The following is a 21,257-nucleotide window of genomic DNA, read 5'->3' on the forward strand; positions in this document are numbered from 1 at the left end:
GCTCGTGAATGTTTGGGGAATAAATTTCCCGTGAGCTGCCGAGCGGCCGCTCGGCGGGCTCGTGCGCTGGTCAGCGGGCTGCCGGGTCGACGGATTGCCGGGCCGCGCGCTCATCCGGTCGGCCGCTCACCTGCGTGCTCGACCGCCGGGGTCGGCGGCTCAGCGGGTCGGCAGGGCCTGGGCCGGAAAGCCCGGGTGGCCGGCCACCTCGGAGGTGCAGAAGGAGCAGCGCACCGCCGCCACCGGGATCGGGCTCAGGCACTCCGGGCAGTCCGCCTTGGCCACCGGCGCCGGCTTGGTGCCGTCCAGCCGGGCCTGCAGCTTGCCGACCGGCACCACCACGATGAAGTAGATCACCGCGGCGACCAGGACGAAGCTGATCAGGGCGTTGATGAACACGCCGTAGGGGAACCGGGTGCCGGCGACCGCGAAGGTCTTCTGGGTGAAGTCGCCGACGGCGCCGGTCGCCACCCCGATGAGCGGGGTGAGGAAGGCCGTGACGAACCCGGTGACCACGGCGGTGAAGGCCGCGCCGATCACGATGCCGACCGCCAGGTCCACCACGTTGCCGCGCAGCAGGAAGCTGCGGAATCCCTTGAACACCGGGTGACTCCAAATCCGTACGGGGAGGGGTGAGATGGGACCGCGGGCCCCGGCCGGACATCCTGCCGACCGGGCACGCCCGCGGTCCAACCGGGTTCACCCGATCCGCCTAACGGGACCGCACCGGCTCAGGCGGCGCGCAGGCGCTCCGCGTACGGCTGGATCCGGGCCACCGCGGCGCCGATCCGCCGTACCGTGGCCGCGTCCATCTGCGACCAGAGCGGGACGGTCAGCACCGCGTCCGCCAGCCGGTCGGTGACCGGCAGCGCCTCGGCCTGGCCGAGGTGGGCGTACGCGCGCTGGCGCTGCACCGGGGGGTGGAAGTAGCGGCGTGAGTCGATGCCCTCGGCCCGCAGTGCGGCGGCGAGTTGACGGGAGGTGAGCCCGAATGCGGCCGCGTCCAGGATCAGCGTGAGGTCCTTGAAGGTGGAGACGTCGCCCTCCTCCGGCAGGGCGAGCCGCAGTCCGGGCAGGCCGGCCGTCTCGGCGGCGAACTCCGCGACCAGCGCGCCCCGGTGGGCCACCCGCTCGGGCAGCCCGGCCAGCCAGTTGAGGCCGACGGCGGCGTGCAGCTCGCTCATCCGGGCGTTCAGCCCGGGGAACAGCGTGTCGTAGTCGCCCGGGTTGCCGTAGTCGCGGGCGGTGCGCAGCCGCCGGGCGAGGTCGCCGTCCCGGGTGGCGACCAGGCCGCCCTCGCCGGCCACCGCGACCTTGGTCGGGCTCATCGAGAACACCTCGGCCCAGCCGAAGTTGCCGATCGGCACGTCCCGGCGGCGGCTGCCGAAGCCGTGCGCGGAGTCGTACACCAGCGGTACCCCGGCCGCGTCGGCGACCTCCTGCAGCCGCTCGACCTGGCAGGGCGTGCCGTAGACGTGGGTGGCCATCAGGGCGGCCGGGCGGTCGGCGGCGGCGAGCCGGGCGGCGGCGTCCTCGGGGTCGAGGGTGATGTCGCGCTCCCGGGCCTCGGCGAACACCGGGGTGCCGCCGGCCCAGTGCGCGGCGTGCGCGGTGGCGGAGAAGGTGAACCCGGGCATCACCACCGGCCGCCCGCCCTCGACGCCGGCGGCCTGCAGGACCAGCATCAGCCCGGTGGTGCAGTTGGAGACGGCCACCACGTGCGGCACGTCGAGCAGCTTGGCGGCGCTCTCCTCCAGTTCGGCGACGGTCGGCCCGTTGGTCAGCTGCCCGCTGTCCAGCACGGTGGCCAGCCGCTCCAGCAGGGTGGCGCGGTCCGGGACCTCGACCCGGGTGAGCGGCAGCCCGTCGGGGAAGGCGGGCGTGCCACCGAGGGCGGCGGGCAGGGCAGGGGTGTCGATGGTCATGGCGTGGTTGATCCCCCCTGGGAAGGTGACTGGGTCGGTGACGCTCCATCGGGCCCCGGCCCGCCGATGCGGACGGGGTGGACTTCGGGTGGCCGCCGGCGCTCGCCCCACTGGCCCGGCGCGACCCGCCAGACCGGCGGCGGCCGGCGCTTGACGGGGCCGCGCGTGGTGGCGGCGGCCGGGATGACCAGCAGCACCAGCACCAGCGGCAGCACCTGGACGCGTTCGCGCGACAGGATGCCCATGTTGTTGATGGTCGAGAAGGCCCAGCAGAACAGCAGGGTGTAGACGGCGGTGAAGGCGATGTACGAGCGCTGGACGAACAGCCGGGGCAGCCGTTTGAGCCGTGGCCAGCCGCGGATGAACATCACCAGCAGCGCGAAGCACTCCACCGACTGGATCAGGTTCTGGATGTTGGAGGCCTCGAACGGGAAGGGCCGGAACAGGACGCTGATCACCGCGACCGGCAGCCCGGCCGGGTTCAGGCTGAACCGGGGTGCGGCGTCCTCCGGGGCGGTGGCGTTGATCATCGAGTTGCCCTGGCTGGTGCGCCGCGAGGTCTCCGACAGCACCTGGTTGACGGCGTCGCCGCCGGTCCCCTCGGTGCCGAAGAAGGTGGAGACCTGTTGCAGCATCAGCACCGCCATGGCGGCCAGCACCACGGCCGTCAGGATGGTGCGCAGCGGGCCGAGCGCGCTCACCTGCCGCGGCCGCCTGCGCAGCACGTACGCGACCATCAGGCCGGCTCCGGCGAGCGCGGTGACGTGCGGGCGGACCATCGCGGTGCCCACCGAGCCGAGCGCGATGCAGGCGAAGGCGCCGAAGCGGCGGTCCAGCAGCCGCGCGGTGCCGTAGGTGGTCAGGCCCAGGCAGAACATCATCCAGGCGTCCTTGCCGATGCTGGAGGGCCAGAACAGCAGCGAGGGCAGGAAGAACACCAGCTTGGCGTACTTGCGGGTGTCGGCCTCGGGGAAGGCGATCTGCAGGGCGCGCCAGAACAGCAGCAGGCCCCAGAAGCCCACCCAGGAGAAGACCAGGAAGCCGCCGATCAGCGAGGGCCCGGTGATCGCGTAGACCACGCCGGTGAGGATGATGACGAAGCCGGTGCCGGCGACCTTCATCCCGAGGTCGTAGTGGACGCCGGAGAGCAGGTCGGCCTGGTCGAGGAAGGCGGCGAGCTCGCCGCCCTTCTGGTGGTACATCTTGGCGTCGGCCGCGCCGCCGTACAGCACGAAGGCCATCAGGTAGCGGGGGAAGGCGCAGAGCAGTTTGGCGGTCATCGCCAGCAGCAGCAGGCGGAAGACGTCCCGCTCCGGGTTGGCGGTGGCGATCCGGGCCAGGATCGGGGTGCCGATCGCCATCAGCGCGGGGAGGATCAGCAGAGCCCCCCAGGTGTCGTACGAGGTGTGCACCATGGCGAGGACGAAGAGCGTGACGTAGGCCGTCACCAGGGCGGCCGCGACGGCGGACGGCCAGGGGATGCGCTGCAGCGCGGCCCGGGCCGGGAGGACCGCCGGCATCAGAAGACCTCCAGGTCGCCGAGGGTGAACCGCCAGGAGTCCAGGGTGAGTTCGGTGCGGCCGGTGGGAGTGCGGGCGGCCAGGGTCAGGCCGGTGCGCGGGGCGCGCAGATAGCCGGCCCGCAGGGCGGCCCCGGCGGCCTCGGTGCCGGGGGAGAGGTGGCCGGCCACGTGGTCGCAGCCGGACTCCCGGGCGGCGGCGCGCAGCAGCCGGGCGGCGCTGTCCCGGTCGCCGGGGCGGACCAGCACGTCGGCGAGGGTGAACTCGGCGAGCGGGCCGCGCCGTCGGGGCCGGCCGACGGCCAGGCCGGTGAGCTCGCCGCCGCGGTGGCAGGTGAGCACCCGGTAGTCCAGGCCGGGTGCGTCGCCGTAGCGCCAGCGCAGGAACTCCGGGGTGCGCACGGTGGCCAGCCGCGGGTCGGCGGCGTCGGCGGCGGCCCGCTCGCGCAGTAGCTCGGCCAGCGGGCCTTCGCCGTGGTGGTCGGCGAACCAGTCGGCGGCGGTGGGCAGTCGGCAGTGCAGCGGGGCGGCCGGGCCGGTCGGGCGGCGGGCCAGTGCGGCGCGCACCCCGCGGACGAAGGCCGCCGGCCGGACCGGCCGCAGGGCCACGGGGACGGCCCCGAGCTCCTGCCAGCCCATCTTCCGATAGCCGGGCAGGCTGTTGCCGTTGGGTGTGTTGAACACCAACTCGGCCTCGCGCTTGGTCTGTTCGAGAAGGTCGAGGGTCAACTGGCGGAAGATGCCGCGGCCCCGGAAGTCCGGGTGGGTGGCGGTGTCCACCGGACGGACGGCGGCGACGGTCCGGCCGCTCGCGCCGTCGTACCACTGCCAGCGCAGGAACAGCCGGACGCCCACGAGCTGCCCGTCCGGGGCCTCGGCGAGCAGCCCGGGGCTGGCGCCGAAGGGGTTCAGCCGGTGCTTCCAGCGGAAGAAGTCGGCGGTGCGGGTGCCGGTCGGACCGCCCGCGAGGGAGGCGGTCAGCAGGTCGAGCACCGCCGGGAGGTCGGCCTCTGCAAGCGGTCGGAAGGTCGGCTCGGCGGGGGCGGGCAGGGCGCTCACGTCCGGACTCGCTCTCCTTTGGGTGGTGAGGGGGGCCTACGGTGGGTGTGCGGCCGCACGGGGCTTCAGCGCTGCAGGACCTGCTCGTACACCGCCTCGACGGCCTGCTGGGCGCCCGCCACGTCGAAGCGCCCGGACCGCTGCCGGGCCGCCGCGCCGAGCCGGGTCCGCAGCCCCGGGTCGGCGGCCAGCCGGCCGAGGGCGTCGGCCAGGGCGCCCGGGTCGCCCGGTGCCACCAGGAAGCCCTGCCCGCCGTCGTCCAGCACCTCCGGCATGCCGCCGACCCGGGTGACCACGGACGGCAGGCCGCTGGTCATCGCCTCCATCAGGGCCACCGGCAGGCCTTCCTGGCGGGAGCTGAGGGTGAACACGTCCAGGGCGGGCAGCAGGGCCGGCACGTCCGGGCGGGAGCCCGCGAACAGGACGCCGTCGGTCAGGCCCAGCTCGGCCGCGCGGGCGCGCAGTCGGGCGTCCAGCGGCCCGGCGCCGATCAGCACCAGGCGGGCGCCGGGGTGGTGGCGGCGCAGCGCGGCGTGCGCGGCCAGCAGGGTGGCCTGGTCCTTCTTCGGGGTCAGGTTGCCGACCGTGCCGACCACGAACGCGTCCTGCGGCAGGCCGAGTTCGGCGCGGGCCGCGGCGCGGGCGGCCGGGCCCTGCGGGGCGCCGCCGAGGTCCGGGCCGTGGTGGACGACGTGCACCCAGGCGCCGGGGCGGCGGCGGGCGGGCGGGATGGTCCGCTCGACGGCGTGCGAGACGGCGATCACCGCGTCGTTGCGCCGGTAGGTGAGCGCGTTGGCCCAGCGGGTGACCGGGCGGTAGCGGTCCCACACGTTGTGCTCGGTGTGCACCAGGCGCGGTGTGCCGCCGGCGCCGAGCCCGAACGCCAGCAGTCGGGCTGCGGCGGCCGGTAGGGGCATGTGGGTGTGCACCAGGCCGTAGCGGCGGGCGGCCAGCAGTCGGCGCAGCCGCAGCGGCCAGCGCGGGTCGGCCCGGCCGGGGGTGCCCGGGACGCCGCCCAGGCAGTGCACCCGGACCCCGGCCTTGGTGAGGGAGGGCGCCAGCGCGTCCTTCCACGGCAGCACGTACGCGACCTCGATCTCGTAGCGCTCGGTGTCCGCGTGGCGTGCGCAGTTGACCAGCAGTTGCTCGGCTCCGCCGCGGCCCAGTCCCTTGGCCAGCCAGAGCACCCGGGTGCGTCCGCTCACCGCTCCTCCGCCTCGCGCAGCAGGGCCGGTTCGTCGTGGTCTCCGCCGGCGGCACCGCCGTGGCCGCCGGACGCGCGGTGGCCGCCGGCTGCGTTGTGGCCGCCCTGCCAGCTCGGCCCGCCCTGTCCGCCCGGCCCGCCGCGGCCGTTGGCGCCGCCGCCACCGGCGCTGCGCCGGGCCCAGCTCGGCCCGGACCGGTCGGTCGACGGGGCCGGCGGCGGGGTCGTGGCACGCGGCAGGGCGGGCTGCGCGGACCGGGCGCCGAGCGGGGCCGGGCCGCCGCCCGTGGTGCGCCGTCGCCGCCCGGACGCGCCGTAGGTGCCGAGCAGCGCCACCCCGGCCACCGGCACCCCGGTGCGGGAGAGCAACTCGGCGACCCGGTCGGCCTGTTCCGGCGTCACATTGCCGCTTCGCACCGCGACCAGCACCGCGTCGGCGTGCTGGACGAGGTCGTAGGCGTCGTTGGCGTGCAGCAGCGGGGAGGTGTCCACCAGGATGACGTCCGCCTGCAGGCGGGCCCGGCGCAGCACCTCGCCGGCCCGCAGGACCAGCGCGGCGGGGTAGGCGGTGGTGTTGCCGCCGGTGATCAGGAAGACCCCCTCGACGTTGGTCGGGCGGATCAACTCGTCCAGTTCGCCCAGCTGTTCGCCGCTGAGCAGCTCGGCCATCCCCGGGCCGCCGCCCACCCCGAGGTGGGCGTGCGCCTGCGGGTGGCGGAAGTCGCAGTCCAGGACGAGGACCTTGCGCCCGGTCTCGGCGAGCGCGGCGGCCAGGTTGGCCACCGTGGTGGTCCGCCCGTCGCCGCTGCGGCCGGAGGCGACCAGCACCACCGGGGCGGGGTTGGCCAGTCGGCGGGAGACCGACTCGGCGCCCTCCCGGTCGGTGTGCCCGGCGGGCAGCGCGAGCGTGTCCGGGCCGGTCAGCAGCAGGGTGGAGCGCAGCGAGCGGTACGCCTCGGTGGCCGGGTCGGAGGGCCTGGCCCGGACCAGCGGTTCACGCAACCGCCGCAGCCGGCGAGAGAGTTGCGGCACCTCGCCGATCACCGGCAGGTTGAACGCCTCCTCGACGGCGTTGCGGGTGCGCAGCCGGGTGTCCATCCGGCTGAGCATCAGCGCGGCGACGATGCCGAGGGCGAGGCCGAGGGACACCGCGAGGCCCAGGCGAAGGCTGCGGCTGGGCGAGGTGAGCAGGTTCCCGGCGCCCTGCCGGGCGTCGATGCTGCCCCACTGCTGGATGGCGTCGGTCTGGGCGCCGTTCTGCAGCTTGCTGATCGAGGTGAGGGTGGCGGTCAGCGAGGTGGAGGCCGCGGTCAGCTTCGGCAGGAGCTTGGGCTGGTCGGCCAACGAGGAGCGGCTGTACTGCTGCTGGATGTCGTCGAGTTGCTTCTGCTGCCCGTCCGCCTGGGCCTGCAGCTTCCTGATGGTCTCGGCGGCGCTCTTGGCGGACTCGTCGCTGAAGCCCTTGATGATCGCGGCCGAGTACGCGGAGGCCAGGTCGGAGCAGGACTGCTGGGTCGGTCCGGTGGTGGCGATCGACAGCATCTGGGCGCTGTCGGCCGTCACGGTGCGGCGGGCGATCACCGCGGCCGCGTCGGCGATGCCGAGTTGCTTGGCCGCCGCCGTCGCGACGTCCGAGCCCTGCGCGTACGAGAGCACCTGGTCGGCCCGCACGGTGTCGCCGGCCCCCGCGACCGGCGTGATGGCGACCTTGCACTTCCATTTGGCGTTGTCCACCGTGTCCCCGGCCGGGGTGAGCACCCAGCCGACGACCAGCGCGGCGAGCGTGCAGCCGACGAGCAGCCGCCAGTACCGCCGCAGGACGGTGAAGTGGTTTGCCGGTTCCACCGGTTGGATCCCCTCGCGTTCGTGGTGCGGTGGTGCTGTGGAACTCCCACCCGGGGGGCGGCCCGTGGGGGAGCGCTGCGGTCCGGGTGCTGCTAACCGTCCCTGTGCCGTGACGCAGGCACGGTGGAATCCCTCGGCTGATGTCGCAACTCGCCCCCTGACGACGCGCTCCCCCGTGGCGGCGCGCGTACCGGGCCCGCCCTCGGCCCGCCGCTCCCGCCAGTCCCCCTGCGATGCTTGCCGAGCCGCGACGTGCGGCGCAACCGCTTTGGCGATACTGGGCGCGGTTGGAGGCCCACCGGGAGCCGGCAGGGGCCGAATCCGGTCAGATCGGGCGCAGTCGCAGCGAGCGCTCGTAGAACTCGACCATCTGCACCGACACCTGGTGCAGGGTGAACGACGTCAGGAACCGGGCCCGGGCCGACTTCGCCCGCATCCGGGCCGCCGCCCGGTCGTCCAGGGTGTCGACCAGCGCCGCCGCCAGCTCGGCGGGCCGCTCCGGCGGCACCAGCCGGGCGTAGTCCTCCGAGCCGACCGTCTCGCGCAGGGCCGGGACGTCCGCGCAGACCAGCGGCACACCGACGCCCATCGCCTCCATCGCCGCGCTGCCCAGCCCCTCCCAGCGGGACGGCACCGCGAACGCGTCGGCGGCGGCCATCAGGTCGAAGACGTCGCCGCGCGGCCCGAGGAACCGCACCTGGCCGGCCGCCCCGGCGAGCGCCTCCAGCCGGGCCGTCTCGCCGCCCTCGCTGCCCGCCAGCAGCAGCACCGCCTCCGGCTCGGCCCGGAGCACCGCCGGCCAGGCCTCCAGCAGCACGTCCAGGCCCTTCTGGTACTGCTGGCGCGCCGCCGCCAGCACCACCGGCACGTCCTGCGGCAGGCCGAGCGCCGTCCGGACGGCGGCCCGCCGGTCCGGGGTGACGGTGCCCAGCAGCTCCGGGTCGCGCCCGCGCGGCACCACGTCGATCCGGTCCGAGGACACCCGTAGCCGGCGGGCCATCGCCCCGGCCACATGCCTGGTCAGCGCATGGAAGCGGCGGGTGCCCTGGGCGGTCGCCGCGTCCACCGCCTGCGCGGCGCGGACCTTCCACGGGCTGAGCCCGCGCGCGTGCCGGTGCTCCGGACCGTACGAGGAGTTGACCAGGCTGGACACCACCGGGGTCCGGGCCGACAGCGCGGCCGCCCGGCCGAGCACGTCCGACTCGTACAGGGTGGTGTGGACGAGCTCCGGACGGCGCTCGCGGATCAGGCGGTGCAGCGCGGCGGCCGTCCGCCCCCGGGTGGCCCGGCCGACACCGAACACGTCGACGCCCGCCGCGGTCAGCTCCGGCTGGAACCCGCCGGGCGAGTCCTTGAGGTACGCGACGTCCAGTTTCACGCCGGCCCGCACCAGTTGGGGGGCCATCGCCACCAGCCCCTGCTCGGCCCCGCCGACCCGGCTGACGCTGTCGATCACGTAGAGCACATGCACCGGCCAACCCCCGCCCTGATGGGCGCGGCCGGTCTCCCATGCCGGCCGGCACCCTGACTGCCGATCAGCATCGCAGGTGGCGGGTGCGGCCCGCCAGGGAATCGGTGAGCCCGGCCGTCCGGGGTGTGGGGCAGGCGGGGGCGGTCGAGAGCGGCCGAGGGCGCGAAACAGGGCGTACAAGCACCCGCACCGGCGTACGACCGCACGAAAACGGCGCCCGTCGGGGCAGGCGCGCCGGTGCACGGGCCACCACCGGCTGGCGCGAAGGGGCTGTACCGCGCCGGGGCCTGTGCCAAGGTCGTTCCCATGCCCGACGCTGCGTCGGCCAAGACGGCCGGAACCCGCCCCCGCATCCTGCACCTGATCACCGACCCGCGCCGCCGCGGCGCCCAGAACCTCGCCCGGGACCTCCACCGGGAGCTGCGCCGCCGGGGCCAGGCCTCCGCCCTGCGCGCCCTCGCCCCGCACCCCGACGCCCACCCCGACGCGCCCGACACCCTCGCCACCACCGTGCTCGGCCCCGGCCGGCTGCACCCCGCCACCCTGCTCGCCCTGCGCTCCGCCGCCCGCACCGCGGACCTCGTCCTCGCCCACGGCTCCAGCACCCTGCCCGCCTGCGCCCTCGCCCTGGCCGGCACCCGCACCCCGTTCGCCTACGTCTCCATCGGCGACCCCCGGCACTGGACCGCGAGCCCCGTCCGCCGGCTGCGCACCGGCACCCTGCTGCACCGTGCGGCCGCCGTCACCGCCCTCGCCGACGAGGCCCGCGCCGTCCTGCTGGAGCGCTTCCGGCTGCCCGCCGCCAAGGTCCGCACCATCCCCAACGCCCGGGCCGCCGACCGCTACCCGCCCGCCGCCGACGAGGACGAGCGCCGCGCCGCCCGGCAGGCGCTCGGCCTGCCGGTCGACGCACTGCTGGTCGCCTGGGTCGGCGCGATCGCCCCGGAGAAGCGGCTCGACCTGGCACTCGACGCCCTCGACCGGCTGCCCGACGTCCGCCTCGCGGTGGCCGGGGACGGTCCGCTGCGGGCCGCCCTCGAACAGCACCCGGCCGCCGCCCGCACCCACTTCCTCGGCACCCTCGCCGACCCGGCCCCGCTCTACCGGGCCGCCGACGCGCTGCTGCTCACCAGCGACAGCGAGGGCGTGCCCGGCGTCCTGATCGAGGCCGCGCTGGCCGGGGTGCCCGCCGTCGCGACCGACGTCGGCTGGGTCTCGACGGTCGTCCGGGACGGCGCGACGGGTGCGCTGGTCGCTCCCGGCGACCCGCTCGCCCTCGCCGAGGCGCTCGCCAAGGTGCTGGCCGGCGACCGCGCCGGGTACGGGGCCGCGGCCCGTGAGCACGCGCTGGCGCATTTCGAGCTCGGCGTGGTGGCGGACGCCTGGCAGCGGCTGTTCGCGGAGGTGGCGCGCTGATCGGGGTGCGCCGGGTGCGCCGGGTGCCATGCGGAGCCGTGTAGCGCCGTGCCGGCCCGGGTGCTCTCGGGCCGGCACGGGTCGGCAGGCGGTCTGGTCGTAGTCGTACCGTGCCGGGTCGGGCTGTCGGCCGGGCTGTCGGCGGGGTTGCCGGCGGGGCCTCCGGCCGGGCTGCGCCGAACGGGCGAATCCCGGCCCGGCAGCACCGGCCGAACCTGCCGGTAACGAAACGTCACCGCCACACTTCGCGGTGTGAAATCACTACTGAGGTCCACCATTCTGCTCGCCGTCGCCACCGGGATCGCCGCATCCCCCGTCCAGGCCGGCGCCGTCACCCAGGAGCCGCCCCGCGAGGGCGCCCAGTACGCCCGGCTCGACCACCCCCAGCCGGTGCGCGAGAGCGCCCGCACCGAGGCGATCGAGTTCTTCTGGTACGACTGCGGCCACTCCCAGAAGCTGGAGAAGCCGCTCCAGGCCTGGACGGAGAAGCACCGCGCCGACGTCAACCTGCGCCGGGTGCCCGCGATCTGGCAGGGCAGCCCCGAGGAGCACGCGCAGCGCGGTCACGCGCGCCTGTACTACACGCTGGAGCGCCTCGGCCTGGTCGAGCGGCTGCAGGTCAGCGCCTTCCGAGCCGTCCACGACAACGAGCTGGACGTCATCACCGAGGACTCCGCCGCCAACTGGGCGGTGAGCCAGGGCGTGGACGCGCAGCAGTTCCGGACCGCCTACCGCTCCACCGAGGTCCAGCAGGCCACCGACGAGGCCGCCGCGCTGTTCGTCCGCTACGAGATCAACGAGCTGCCGACCGTCGTCGTCCAGGGCGAGTACCGCACCTCGCCGACCAGGGCCGGCGGCGTCGAGGCGATGCCCGAGGTCCTCGACCAGCTCGTCCAGCAGGAGCAGTCCCAGCGCCGGCACTGACCCGGTACCGACCCGGCACTGACCCGGTACCGACCCGGCACTGACCCGGTACCGACCCGGCCCGGATCCGGGACCGGTCCGGCCTGGATCCGGCCGATTCCGACCCGATCACCTTCACTGAACCGACCCCCCACGACCACACTCTGTGCCAGAGTGGACGCCGGGCCGCACCGCTGCGGCGCGCAGCCGTGTGAGCGCGGAACTGCCGTGGCGGAGGGCCCACTTCTCGATACCGGCGGTACCGGAGAGAGCAGGGGTCCGTGGGGGGACAACGCGCGCAGCTCGTCGACGAGCACGAACGCCGGACGGCGGCCGGCCCGCGGCGGCCCGCGGTCGCCGAGGGGCCGCCGCCCGAACTCGTCTTCAAACGCCGACTGCGCCCCGTGCAGGTGGCCCGGGAGCTCTGGGGGGCGCGGGAGCTGGTCCGCGCCCTGGCGGAGCGCGATCTGCGGGCGCGGTACAAGCAGGCGGTACTCGGCTTCGCCTGGGCGGTGCTGACCCCGCTCGCGCTCTGCGCCATCTTCACGCTGGTGTTCCGCCGGGCCGTGCACGTCGACACCGAGGGTGCGGCGTACCCGCTGTTCGCCTATGTCGGCCTGATCGTCTGGCAGTTCTTCTCCAACACCATGAACCAGGGCGCGCTGAGCCTGGCCAACAACCTCAGCCTGCTCAACAAGGTGTACTGCCCGCGGGAGGTCTTCCCGCTGGCGACCATGCTGGTCGCCACCGTGGACATGCTGATCGGCACCGCCGTCCTCGGCGTGCTCTTCCTGCTGTTCTGGACGGCCCCCTCCGCCACCCTCCTCTGGGTGCTGCCGCTGCTGGCCGTCCAGTTCGCCTTCACCTACGGCGTCGCGCTGGTCCTCTCGGTGGCCGTGGTCTATCTGCGCGACGTGCGCCACCTGCTGCCGATCATCACGCAGATGGGCGTCTTCGCCACCCCGGTCGCCTACCCGCTGGGGCAGATCCCGCCGGGCCTGCAGGAGCTGTACGTCGGCCTCAACCCGCTCGGCGCCGTGATCGAGGGCTACCGCAACGCGCTGCTGTACGACAGCGCACCGGACTTCACACTCACCGCGATCGCGGCCGCCTCCTCGGTGGTGTTCCTGGTCGGCGGCTATCTGCTGTTCAAGAAGCTGGAGACGGGGATCGCCGATGTCGCCTGACCAGACCCTGCCGTTGGGCACCATCCGGACCGAGCAGGTGTGGAAGCGCTTCAAGGCCGACCAGCAGCGGATGCTGCTGCGCGACAAGGTCGAGTCGATGGCCCGCCGGCTGCGCGGCGAGAAGGGCGAGGACTGGCGCTGGGCGCTGCGCGACATCAGCATGCACATCGAGCCCGGGGAGTCGGTCGGCCTGATCGGCTCCAACGGCTCGGGCAAGTCCACCCTGTTGAAGATGCTGACCAGGGTCATGTACCCGTACGGCGGCATCATCGACGTGCGCGGGCGGATCGGCGCCCTGATCGAGATCCGGGCGGGCATCCACCCCGACCTGACGGGCCGTGAGAACATCTACCTCTTCGGCGCGTTGCTCGGACTGCGGCGCCGCGAGGTGGCCACCCGCTTCGACGACATCGTCGAGTTCGCCCGGCTCGGCGGCGCCATCGACCGGCAGGTGAAGTTCTACTCCTCCGGTATGCAGATGCGCCTGGGCTTCGCCGTGGCCGCCTACCTGGAGCCCCATGTGCTGCTGGTGGACGAGGTGTTGGCGGTCGGCGACGCCGTCTTCCAGCAGCGCTGCCTGGACCGGATGCGCGAGGTCGCCGAACAGGGCACCACCATCGTCTTCGTCTCGCACGACCTGCCCGCCGTGGAGTCCATCTGCCGGCGCGGCATCTGGCTGGAGCAGGGCTCGGTGCGGGTGGACGCCGGCATCAAGGAGGCCATGTCCGGCTACCGCGACAGCATCGAGGCGCAGTCCGAGGCCGGCGCCCGGACGGGCGAGCCGCTGCAGCTGCTCAAGCACGAGGTCCGGGGGGAGGGCCGCGACAGCCTCACCACCGACGAGCCGATGACCGTCGAGCTGACCCTCGGCGGCGACTACCGCGGCGACGCCACCCTGCACCTTGGTGTCAGCGAGGGCACCTCCAGCCCGATCTTCCAGATCAGCCACGAAGTCCGGCTCACCGGCGAGGACCACCAAGTGGCCTGCGTGATACCCAGGTTGCCGGTGCCCCGCGGCAGGTACACGCTCTGGGCGGGCGTCTACAGCATCGGCCGCACCGATGGCGGGACGCTGATGAGCTGGCACTCGGTCGGCCAGTTCGACGTGTTCGGCCCGATGTTGGACACCCCGCCGCGCGCCGTCGTGCTGGCCGCGCCGGTGTTCGTCCCGCACCGCTGGGAGGAGTGACCTTGAGACCTGTCCGGGTGCTGGTCCATCTCAACAACCTCGCCCTGGGCGGGGCCCAGCTCAACGCGGTCGACATCGCCCGCACCCTGCGCGATCGCGGGCACGACCCGGTGCTGTTCGCGCAGGGGGTGGCCGGCCCCGCCCCGCTGGTGGAGGTCGCCGCCGGGCACGGTCTGGAGGTGGTCGTCGCGGGCGGGCCCGACAGCCCGCACGGCGAGGTCCGCCGCCGGCTCGGCCGACTGGCCGCCGAGCACGGCAGCCAGCTGCTGCACGCCTGGGAGGTCCGGGCCGCCCGCAACTCCTACTTCGGGCCCGGGCGTTACGGCCGGCTGCCGGTGGTCTCCACGTTCTACGGCATCCGGATGCTGCGTGGCCTGCCCCGCCACCAGCCGCTGGTACTCGGCCTGGGCGCGCTGTTGGGGGACGGCCGGGCCTTCGGCCACCGGGACGTCAGCCTGATCGAACCGCCCGTGAACACCGCGGCGGACGCGCCCGGCCAGGTGGACGGCGCCGCGTTCCGCCGCGAACACGGCATCGCCGACGACGAGTTGCTGCTCGCCATCGTGACCAGGCTGGTGCCGGCGCTGGAGAAGGACGCCGGCGCCGAACTCACCGTGGAGGCCGTCCGTCGGCTCGCCGACCCGCGGGTGCGGCTCGTCGTCGTCGGCACCGGGCCCAGTCAGGCCGCCCTGCGCGCGCGGGCCGCCGCGGTGAACGCCGAGCTCGGGCGCCAGGCGGTGCTCGTCCCGGGCCCGTTGGCCGACCCGCGCCCCGCCTACCAGGCGGCCGACATCGTCCTCGGGATGGGCGGCTCGGCCCTGCGCGGCCTGGCCTTCGCCAAGCCCGTGGTCGTCCACGGCGCGGCCGGGTACACCGCCGTGCACGAACCGGGCCCGCTGGTCGAGCCGCACGCCTCGCGCTGCATGTACGGCTTCGGGAGCGGCGAGCGCTCGCCGGAGGCGCTCGCCGGGCAGCTGCGCCCGCTGCTCGACGACCCGGACCGGCGGGCGCGGCTCGGCGCCTGGGGCCGGGAGTGGGTGGTCGGGCGGTTCTCACTGGACAGCGTCACCACCGCCTTCGAGGAGTTGTACGCCCGGGTGCTCGACCGCCCGGCGGGGGCGGCCGGTTGGCTGCGCGATCTGGAGCAGATGGTCCGGTACGAGTTCACCAAGCCGGCCGCACTGCGGCTGCTCGGACGGTGACCCGGGCGGAGGTGCGAGTGGCGGTCTGGACGGTTGGCTATCGCCAACGGGTTAGCTAACGCTAACTGGAGACATTTAACGTTATCCGTGGTTGGATGTGCGGTATGACAGAGCTGACGATCCCGCACATCCGGCACCGCTACACCGACGTCGACGGGCTGCGGATCTTCTACCGGGAGACCGGCCCGGCCGATGCGCCGGTCCTCCTGCTGCTGCACGGATTCCCTTCCGCCTCGCACCAGTTCCGACGGCTCTTCGACGTGCTCGGCACCCGCTACCGCCTGATCGCCCCGGACTACCCCGGCTTCGGCCACAGCGACAGCCCGGCGCCGGCGGACTTCCGCTACCGGTTCGACACGCTGGCGGACGTGGTCGAGGGCTTCTGCCTGTCCCTCGGCCTCGACCGGTTCGCCCTGTACGTCTTCGACTTCGGCGCCCCCGTCGGCCTGCGGCTGGCCACCCGGCGGCCGGAGTGGATCACCGGACTGGTGGTCCAGAACGGCAACGCCTACGAGGAGGGGCTCTCCGACCTCGCACGGGAGTTCATCGCCAACCGGCACGGCGTCGAGGGCGCCGCCGAGCGGGCCCGCGCCATCCTCACCCTGGAGATCACCCGCAGCCAGTACGAGGGCGGCACCGGGGACGCCGAACTGGTCGCCCCCGACGGCTGGACGCTCGACCAGCACTTCCTCGACCTGCCCGGCCGCAAGGACATCCAGGTCGAACTCGCCCTGGACTACCACTCGAACCTGGAGCTCTACCCCGCCTGGCAGGAGTGGCTGCGCACCCACCGGCCGCCCACGCTGATCGTCTGGGGGCGCAACGACGCGTTCTTCACCGAACCCGGCGCCCGCGCCTTCCTGCGCGACCTGCCGGACGCCGAACTGCACGTCCTCGACACCGGGCACTTCGCGCTGGAGGAGAAGCTGCCGGAGATCGCGCCGCTGATCGACGACTTCCTGGCCCGTACCCAGAAGCCGTAGGCCGCGTCCGACGATTCGCGCCCGGCGGGAATCGGCGGACCCGGCCGGGCGGTCCGGGTCCGCCGTCAGTCGGTGCGGCGCAGCAGGAGGGTGACGAAGCCGAAGGTGCCCCGGTAGCCGTGCAGCCACTCGGTGCGGTGGCGGTCGGCGGCCGCGCGGGCGGCCGCCGCGTCCGGGTGCTCCGGGTGGGCCAGCGCCCACGCGGCGAGTGAACCCGTCCAGGAGAACTCGTAGTCGTCCCACTCCTGGGGGCTGCTCACATAGCCGTACACCGGCGTCCAGCCGTCCGCGATCACCCGGTCGGTGGTGGTCGCGAGATCCGCGAAGTCCTCCCGGGCGGCGCCCAGTCCGTCCAGGGCGGCCTGGGACGGCTCGCGCTCCCAGAAGCCCTCGCCGACCAGGACCAGCCCGCCGGGCGCCAGGTGCTCCCGGGCCGCGGCCAGGGTCGGCAACAGGCCGCCGAAGGCGTGCGTCGCGCCGACGTTCAGGACGAGGTCGAAGGGCTCGGCGGCCTTGAACTCCCCGGCGTCCGTGTGGTGCAGGCCGATCCGCCGCTCGACCCCGAGGGCCTGCGCGGTCTCCCGGGCCCGGGTCAGCGCCGCCACGTCCAGATCCACCCCGACGGCCTGCCAGTTCGGGCGCGCGGTCAGCAGGCGGACCAGCCAGGCGCCCTCACCGCAGCCGAGGTCCAGTGCCCGGCCCGTCCCGGTGTGGGCGCTCGCCCGGTCGAGCAGCCGGGCCACCGAGTCGTCGGTGATCGGCGCGGCGATCGGGTGGTGGACATGGGCGAGCCGGGAGATCGTTTGACGGTCCATTCGAACAGTCTGGACCAACCGGACTCAGTATGTGCGCCCTTTCCAGGCGGCTCCGCGACCGCGCCAGTGCTGGACCGCCGAGTCCACCGTCATCACCAGGTACAGCGAGGCCGTGAACGGCAGCAGCAACGCGCCCGGGGCGGGCAGGCGGTAGTAGCGGAGCATCGGCACGAAGGTGCCCGCCATCAGCGCCCAGGCCGCGCCCCCGGCCGCCGCCACCGCCCAGTCGGCGGTGGCCAGCCCCGCCACGGTGGCCGCGGGCGGCACCAGGTACACCAGCACCAGGCCGAGGACCGTTCCGGCGAGCAGCAGCGGAGAATGCCTCAGCTGCGCGTACGCGCTGCGCGACACCATCCGCCACAGCTGGGCCAGGTGCGGGTACGGGCGGACGCTGTCCACCTGCTCCGCCAGCCCCAGCCAGATCCGGCCGCCGGTCGACTTCACCGCGCGGGCCAGCGAGACGTCGTCGATCACCGCCCCCCGGATCGCCGCCACGCCGCCCGCCCGTTCCAGCGCCTCACGCCGTACCAGCGAGCAGCCGCCCGCCGCCGCGGCTGTCCGGCCCCCCGGCCGGTTGCTCCGGCGGAACGGGTACAGCTGGGCGAAGAAGTAGACGAAGGCCGGCACGATCAGCCGCTCCCAGCCGCTCCCGGTCCGCAGCCGGGCCATCTGGGACACCAGGTCGAGGCCGTTGGTCTCGGCGGCCGCGACCAACTCGGCGAGCGAGTCCGGACCGTGCGCGATGTCGGCGTCGGTGAGCAGCAGGTACTCCGGGTCCGGGCCGGCCAGCTCCACGCCGTGCCGCAGCGCCCACAGCTTGCCCGTCCAGCCGGACGGCAGCGGGGGAGGGGTGGTGACGGTCAGCTCCAGGCCCCCGGGGGAGGCCAGTGCGGCGGCGAGCGCGCCGGTGCCGTCCCCGCTGTGGTCGTCCACCAGGATCACCCGGGCCCGCCCGGGGTACTTCTGCGCGAGCAGGGCGGGCAGGCTGACCGGCAGCACCTCGGCCTCGTCGCGGGCCGGCACCACGATCGCGACCTGCGGCCACCGGGCGGGCGGGCGGCGCGCCGGGAGGCGGACGTCGGTGCGCCAGAAAAGGCCGTGGCAGCACGCCAGCCAGAGCCAGACCAGCAGGGAGAGCAGGGCGATCCACAGCAGGACGGTCACCTGGGCAGTCTGCCGCACAGGGGGCCCGGAGCGGGGCATCGACTAAAGTCTTGCTCTGTGAAGATCGCACTGATGGACTCCGGAATCGGCCTGCTGGCCGCCGCCGCCGCGCTTCGGAAGCTGCGCCCGGACGCCGACCTGGTGCTCTCCTCCGACCCCGACTCGATGCCGTGGGGGCCGCGCACGCTCGAGGAGGTGACCGCGCTGGCGCTCGGCTGCGCCCGGGCCGCCGCAGCCCTGGAGCCGGACGCGCTGGTGATCGCCTGCAACACCGCCTCCGTCCACACGCTGGCCGCGGTGCGGGCCGAGCTGGAGCCGGGACTGCCGGTCATCGGCACGGTGCCGGCCGTCAAGCCGGCCGCCGCCCTCGGCGGTCGGGTGGCCATCTGGGCGACCCCGTCGACCACCGGCAGCCCGTACCAGCGCGGGCTGATCCGTGACTTCGGCGGGACCGCCGAGATCACCGAGGTCGCCTGCCCGGGGCTCGCGGACGCGGTCGAGCACGCCGACGACGCCGCCATCGACCGGGCCATCGCCGCCGCCACGGCCCGCACGCCCGCGGGGACGGCGGCCATCGTGCTCGGCTGCACCCACTACGAACTGGTGGCCGACCGCATCCGGGCCGCCGTCGCCCCGCTGGCCGCGCCGGGGCTCACGCTGCACGGCTCCGCGGAGGCGGTCGTCGCCCAGGCGCTGCGCAGGGTCACCGGTCCCGCCCGGCTGGGCGGGGGCACGGTGACCGTGCTGCACGCCGGGCGGCCGGTGGCCCTTTCGCCGGCGGCCGCGCGCTATGCGGAGGGGCGCGCCCTGGCCGGTGCGGCGCCGGCTCCTGCGCCGACTCCTGCGGGCTGACCGTTTGGGAGCGCCGTCGCTCTGATCGGTGGGGTCAGACGGCGGCGTGTTCGGCGGTGGTGAGTTCGGCGGTGGGCTTGTCGGCGGTGGGCTTGTCGGTGGTGAGGTGCTCGACCATGGGGGCCACCGTGCCGAAGAGATCGGCGATGGTGGTCAGGCTCGCCGTCTGGAGGGTGGCGGCGGGGACGAGGGTGCCGTCGGGCGCCGTCAGGGAACGGGTGGCGGTCGCCTCGGCGACGACGGTCGGCCGGTAGCCGAGGTAGAAGGCGCCCTGGGCGGTGAAGGTGACGCACATGTGGGTCATGAACCCGGCCAGCACCAGATCCGGTCCGGCCCCCAGATCGCGCAGGGTCTGCTCCAGGTCGGTGCCGTGGAAGGCGTTGGGGACCTGCTTGACCACGACCGGCTCGCCCTCGATCGGTGCCACCTCGGGGCTGATGGCGCCGATCTCGGCGCGGATGTCGTAGGGGGTGCCCTCGCCCCCGTCGTTGAGGACGTGGACGACCCGGGTGCCGGCCGCGCGGGCGGCGGCCAGCAGCCGGGCCCCGGCGGCCAGGGCCGCCTCGGCGCCGTCGAGGGCCATGACGCCGGTGCGGTAGGTGTTCTGGAAGTCGATCATCACCAGGGTGGTCCCGTCGAGGCGGGGCAGCGTGTTGTCGAGGCCGATGACGTCGCGCAGGGTGGCGGAGGCGTTCATGGACAGAGGGTCCTTTCGGATCGGAAATCGGCATGGCGAAGCCGCGGGAGCGGGTGCGCGCAGGCCGAACGGGGTGGGGACGTCGAGAGGTCGGGACGTCGAGAGGTTTGGGACGTCGGTGGCGCGGTTGGTTAGGAAGCCGTGCGGAAGCGGCGGCGGTAGGACGCCGGGGTGGTGCTGATCTGCTTGCGGAAGGCGCGGTGCAGGGTCTCCACCGATCCCATGCCCACGGTCGCCGCGATCCGGTCCAGCGGCTGGTCGGTGGTCTCCAGCAGACGGCGGGCCGCCTCGACCCGGGCGGCCTCCACATAGGCGGCCGGGCTGGTGCCCGTCTCCTGGCGGAAGACCCGGGCGAAATGGCGCTCGCTCAGGCACATGCGTTCGGCCAGCGCGGGCGCCGACAGGTCCTCGTCGAGGTGCTCGGTGATGAACACCCGAAGTTCGTCGATGTCCCTGCGGGCAGGGGCGGGCCGGCTCAGCGGGACGCTGAACTGGCTCTGGCCGCCCTGCCTCCGGAGATACATCACCAGCTGCCTCGCCACGGCCAGCGCCAGCTCCTCGCCGTGGTCCTCGGCCACCAGGGCGAGTGCCAGATCCATGCAGGTGCTGATGCCCGCGCCGGTCCACACCCGGCCGGAGCGGACGAAGATCGGGTCGGCGTCGACCCGCACCTCCGGATGCTCGGCCGCGAGCTGCGCCGCGGTCGACCAGTGCGTGGTCGCCCGCCGCCCGTCCAGCAACCCGGCCGCGGCGAGCAGGTGGGCGCCCACGCACACCGACGCGATCCGCCGTGCGTGCGGAGCCGTGGCCCTGACCCACTCGACCACGTTGTCGTCGACCCGGGCGACCGGGCCGTCCGGGCGCAGGTCCACCGCGCCGGGCACCAGCAGTGTGTCCACCGCGGCGCCCACGTCGGCGAAGGCCAGGTCCGCCATCAGCCGCACGCCGGCCGACGTGACGACCAGACCGCCGTCGGGCCCCGCCAGACGGACCTCATAGGCCGCCCGACCGCCGGTCTCCCGGTTGGCCAGGGCGAAGACCTCGGCCGGGCCGGTGACGTCGAGCAGGTCGACATCCGGGAAGACCGCGATGACAACGCGGTGGGGGGTGGGCATGCACCCATCGTGTCGGCATCGCTTGATGACTGCAATGACGGCGATCTGTCACATTCGGCCATCGGGCGTCGGACGGTGGAATATGTAGACCGGTCTATGGTTTTGCCCGGTGCCCGGTGCCCGGTGCCCGGTGCCCGGTGCCCGGTGCCCGGTGCCCGGTGCCCGGTGCCCGCCCGGCTGCCCCGTCGGCCTGCCCTGTCCGTCCGAGTCCGCCGACCAGAGTCGGTGGGGTGGGAGCGTGTTGCGGGCCTCGTCGCGCAGGAAGTCGGACCGGCCGACTTCCTGCGCGGGCGCGTGGCGGTCAACTATGTAGACCGGTCTAGTGATTTTTCTCGTGAAGCCGCGCTCGGCGGTGTGGCTGCGGCGTAGGAAGTCGGCCAGTCCGACTTCCTACGCGCTGGCTGCCCGGGATGAATATGTAGACCGGTCTACTGATTTCTGCCCCGGCGCAAGTGGGGGCTGAGTTTGGGGCGCGGGGGCCGCCATGGCACAGGAAGTCGGACTGGCCGACTTCCTGCGCGCAGCTGCCAGGGCAGCGAATATGTAGACCGGTCTACTGAGTGGCGGCGCCAGTGCCAGAGCCGGCGCGGGTGTAACCGGAGGGGTCGCGGCGCCCCGTGGCATGGAAAGTCGGACCGGCCGACTTCCTGTGCGTCCGCGCGACAGATGCAAGGTCTGTAGACCGGTCTACATATTCGGGCGCCGCGAAGC

At 74.2% G+C, this 21,257-nt stretch carries 18 protein-coding genes; 7 read left to right on the forward strand and 11 right to left on the reverse strand.

Annotated elements, in window-relative coordinates:
• Nucleotides 1-159: 159 nt before the first annotated feature.
• The 7 genes from mscL to ACGFZP_RS37000 form a co-directional block, all read right to left on the reverse strand.
• Nucleotides 160-603 (reverse strand): large conductance mechanosensitive channel protein MscL, encoded by a 444-nt coding sequence (gene mscL, locus ACGFZP_RS36970; RefSeq protein ID WP_392941252.1) that lies wholly within the window; start codon nt 601-603, stop codon nt 160-162.
• A gap of 128 nt (nt 604-731) precedes the next feature.
• On the reverse strand, nt 732-1,925 hold the full coding sequence (locus ACGFZP_RS36975; protein WP_392941254.1) for a DegT/DnrJ/EryC1/StrS family aminotransferase: 1,194 nt from the start codon (nt 1,923-1,925) through the stop codon (nt 732-734).
• Complete coding sequence (locus ACGFZP_RS36980; RefSeq protein ID WP_392941256.1) at nt 1,922-3,445, reverse strand: hypothetical protein; 1,524 nt, start codon at nt 3,443-3,445, stop codon at nt 1,922-1,924. The genes ACGFZP_RS36975 and ACGFZP_RS36980 overlap by 4 nt, the downstream gene beginning before the upstream one ends.
• On the reverse strand, nt 3,445-4,503 hold the full coding sequence (locus ACGFZP_RS36985; RefSeq protein ID WP_392941258.1) for a GNAT family N-acetyltransferase: 1,059 nt from the start codon (nt 4,501-4,503) through the stop codon (nt 3,445-3,447). Before ACGFZP_RS36985 ends, ACGFZP_RS36980 begins: the two co-directional genes overlap by 1 nt.
• Nucleotides 4,504-4,568: 65 nt before the next feature.
• Entirely contained in the window at nt 4,569-5,708 is a 1,140-nt protein-coding gene (locus tag ACGFZP_RS36990; protein WP_392941260.1) for a glycosyltransferase, read from the reverse strand.
• On the reverse strand, nt 5,705-7,552 hold the full coding sequence (locus ACGFZP_RS36995; protein WP_392941262.1) for a tyrosine-protein kinase family protein: 1,848 nt from the start codon (nt 7,550-7,552) through the stop codon (nt 5,705-5,707). Before ACGFZP_RS36995 ends, ACGFZP_RS36990 begins: the two co-directional genes overlap by 4 nt.
• Before the next feature lie 325 nt (nt 7,553-7,877).
• Nucleotides 7,878-9,023, reverse strand: a complete 1,146-nt coding sequence (locus ACGFZP_RS37000; protein WP_392941263.1) for a glycosyltransferase family 4 protein — start codon at nt 9,021-9,023, stop codon at nt 7,878-7,880.
• A gap of 306 nt (nt 9,024-9,329) precedes the next feature.
• Between ACGFZP_RS37000 and ACGFZP_RS37005 the strand changes: the two genes are divergently transcribed.
• From ACGFZP_RS37005 to ACGFZP_RS37030, 6 genes are all read left to right on the forward strand, one after another.
• Nucleotides 9,330-10,439, forward strand: coding sequence for a glycosyltransferase family 4 protein (locus tag ACGFZP_RS37005; protein WP_392941265.1), 1,110 nt, complete (start codon nt 9,330-9,332; stop codon nt 10,437-10,439).
• 252 nt (nt 10,440-10,691) lie between these two features.
• Nucleotides 10,692-11,363 carry a thiol:disulfide interchange protein DsbA/DsbL gene (locus tag ACGFZP_RS37010; RefSeq protein ID WP_392941266.1) on the forward strand — a complete coding sequence of 224 codons (672 nt, stop codon included), beginning with the start codon at nt 10,692-10,694 and terminating at the stop codon, nt 11,361-11,363.
• A 260-nt stretch (nt 11,364-11,623) separates the two neighbouring features.
• Nucleotides 11,624-12,529 carry an ABC transporter permease gene (locus tag ACGFZP_RS37015; RefSeq protein WP_392941268.1) on the forward strand — a complete coding sequence of 302 codons (906 nt, stop codon included), beginning with the start codon at nt 11,624-11,626 and terminating at the stop codon, nt 12,527-12,529.
• A complete protein-coding gene (locus ACGFZP_RS37020) occupies nt 12,519-13,718 on the forward strand; it encodes an ABC transporter ATP-binding protein (protein ID WP_392941269.1) in 1,200 nt (399 codons plus the stop codon). Before ACGFZP_RS37015 ends, ACGFZP_RS37020 begins: the two co-directional genes overlap by 11 nt.
• A gap of 2 nt (nt 13,719-13,720) precedes the next feature.
• Nucleotides 13,721-14,920 (forward strand): glycosyltransferase family 4 protein, encoded by a 1,200-nt coding sequence (locus tag ACGFZP_RS37025; protein ID WP_392941271.1) that lies wholly within the window; start codon nt 13,721-13,723, stop codon nt 14,918-14,920.
• 104 nt (nt 14,921-15,024) lie between these two features.
• Nucleotides 15,025-15,903 carry an alpha/beta fold hydrolase gene (locus ACGFZP_RS37030; RefSeq protein ID WP_392941273.1) on the forward strand — a complete coding sequence of 293 codons (879 nt, stop codon included), beginning with the start codon at nt 15,025-15,027 and terminating at the stop codon, nt 15,901-15,903.
• A gap of 65 nt (nt 15,904-15,968) precedes the next feature.
• On the opposite strand, the gene ACGFZP_RS37035 is transcribed toward ACGFZP_RS37030, so the two are convergent.
• Nucleotides 15,969-16,718 (reverse strand): SAM-dependent methyltransferase, encoded by a 750-nt coding sequence (locus tag ACGFZP_RS37035; protein WP_392941274.1) that lies wholly within the window; start codon nt 16,716-16,718, stop codon nt 15,969-15,971.
• A 24-nt stretch (nt 16,719-16,742) separates the two neighbouring features.
• Nucleotides 16,743-17,921: a glycosyltransferase gene (locus ACGFZP_RS37040; RefSeq protein WP_392941275.1), complete on the reverse strand. Its 1,179-nt coding sequence runs from the start codon at nt 17,919-17,921 to the stop codon at nt 16,743-16,745.
• A gap of 18 nt (nt 17,922-17,939) precedes the next feature.
• Between ACGFZP_RS37040 and ACGFZP_RS37045 the strand changes: the two genes are divergently transcribed.
• The gene (locus ACGFZP_RS37045; protein WP_392941276.1) at nt 17,940-18,734 is read left to right on the forward strand and encodes a glutamate racemase; all 795 of its coding nucleotides are present in this window, start codon (nt 17,940-17,942) and stop codon (nt 18,732-18,734) included.
• A 34-nt stretch (nt 18,735-18,768) separates the two neighbouring features.
• On the opposite strand, the gene ACGFZP_RS37050 is transcribed toward ACGFZP_RS37045, so the two are convergent.
• Together ACGFZP_RS37050 and ACGFZP_RS37055 are read right to left on the reverse strand one after the other, a co-directional pair.
• A complete protein-coding gene (locus ACGFZP_RS37050; protein ID WP_392941278.1) occupies nt 18,769-19,431 on the reverse strand; it encodes an isochorismatase family protein in 663 nt (220 codons plus the stop codon).
• A gap of 131 nt (nt 19,432-19,562) precedes the next feature.
• On the reverse strand, nt 19,563-20,546 hold the full coding sequence (locus ACGFZP_RS37055) for a GlxA family transcriptional regulator (protein WP_392941280.1): 984 nt from the start codon (nt 20,544-20,546) through the stop codon (nt 19,563-19,565).
• Between the last annotated feature and the right edge of the window lie 711 nt (nt 20,547-21,257).

Origin of the sequence: Kitasatospora sp. NPDC048239, from assembly GCF_043202015.1 — a bacterium.
Classification (GTDB): domain Bacteria; phylum Actinomycetota; class Actinomycetes; order Streptomycetales; family Streptomycetaceae; genus Kitasatospora.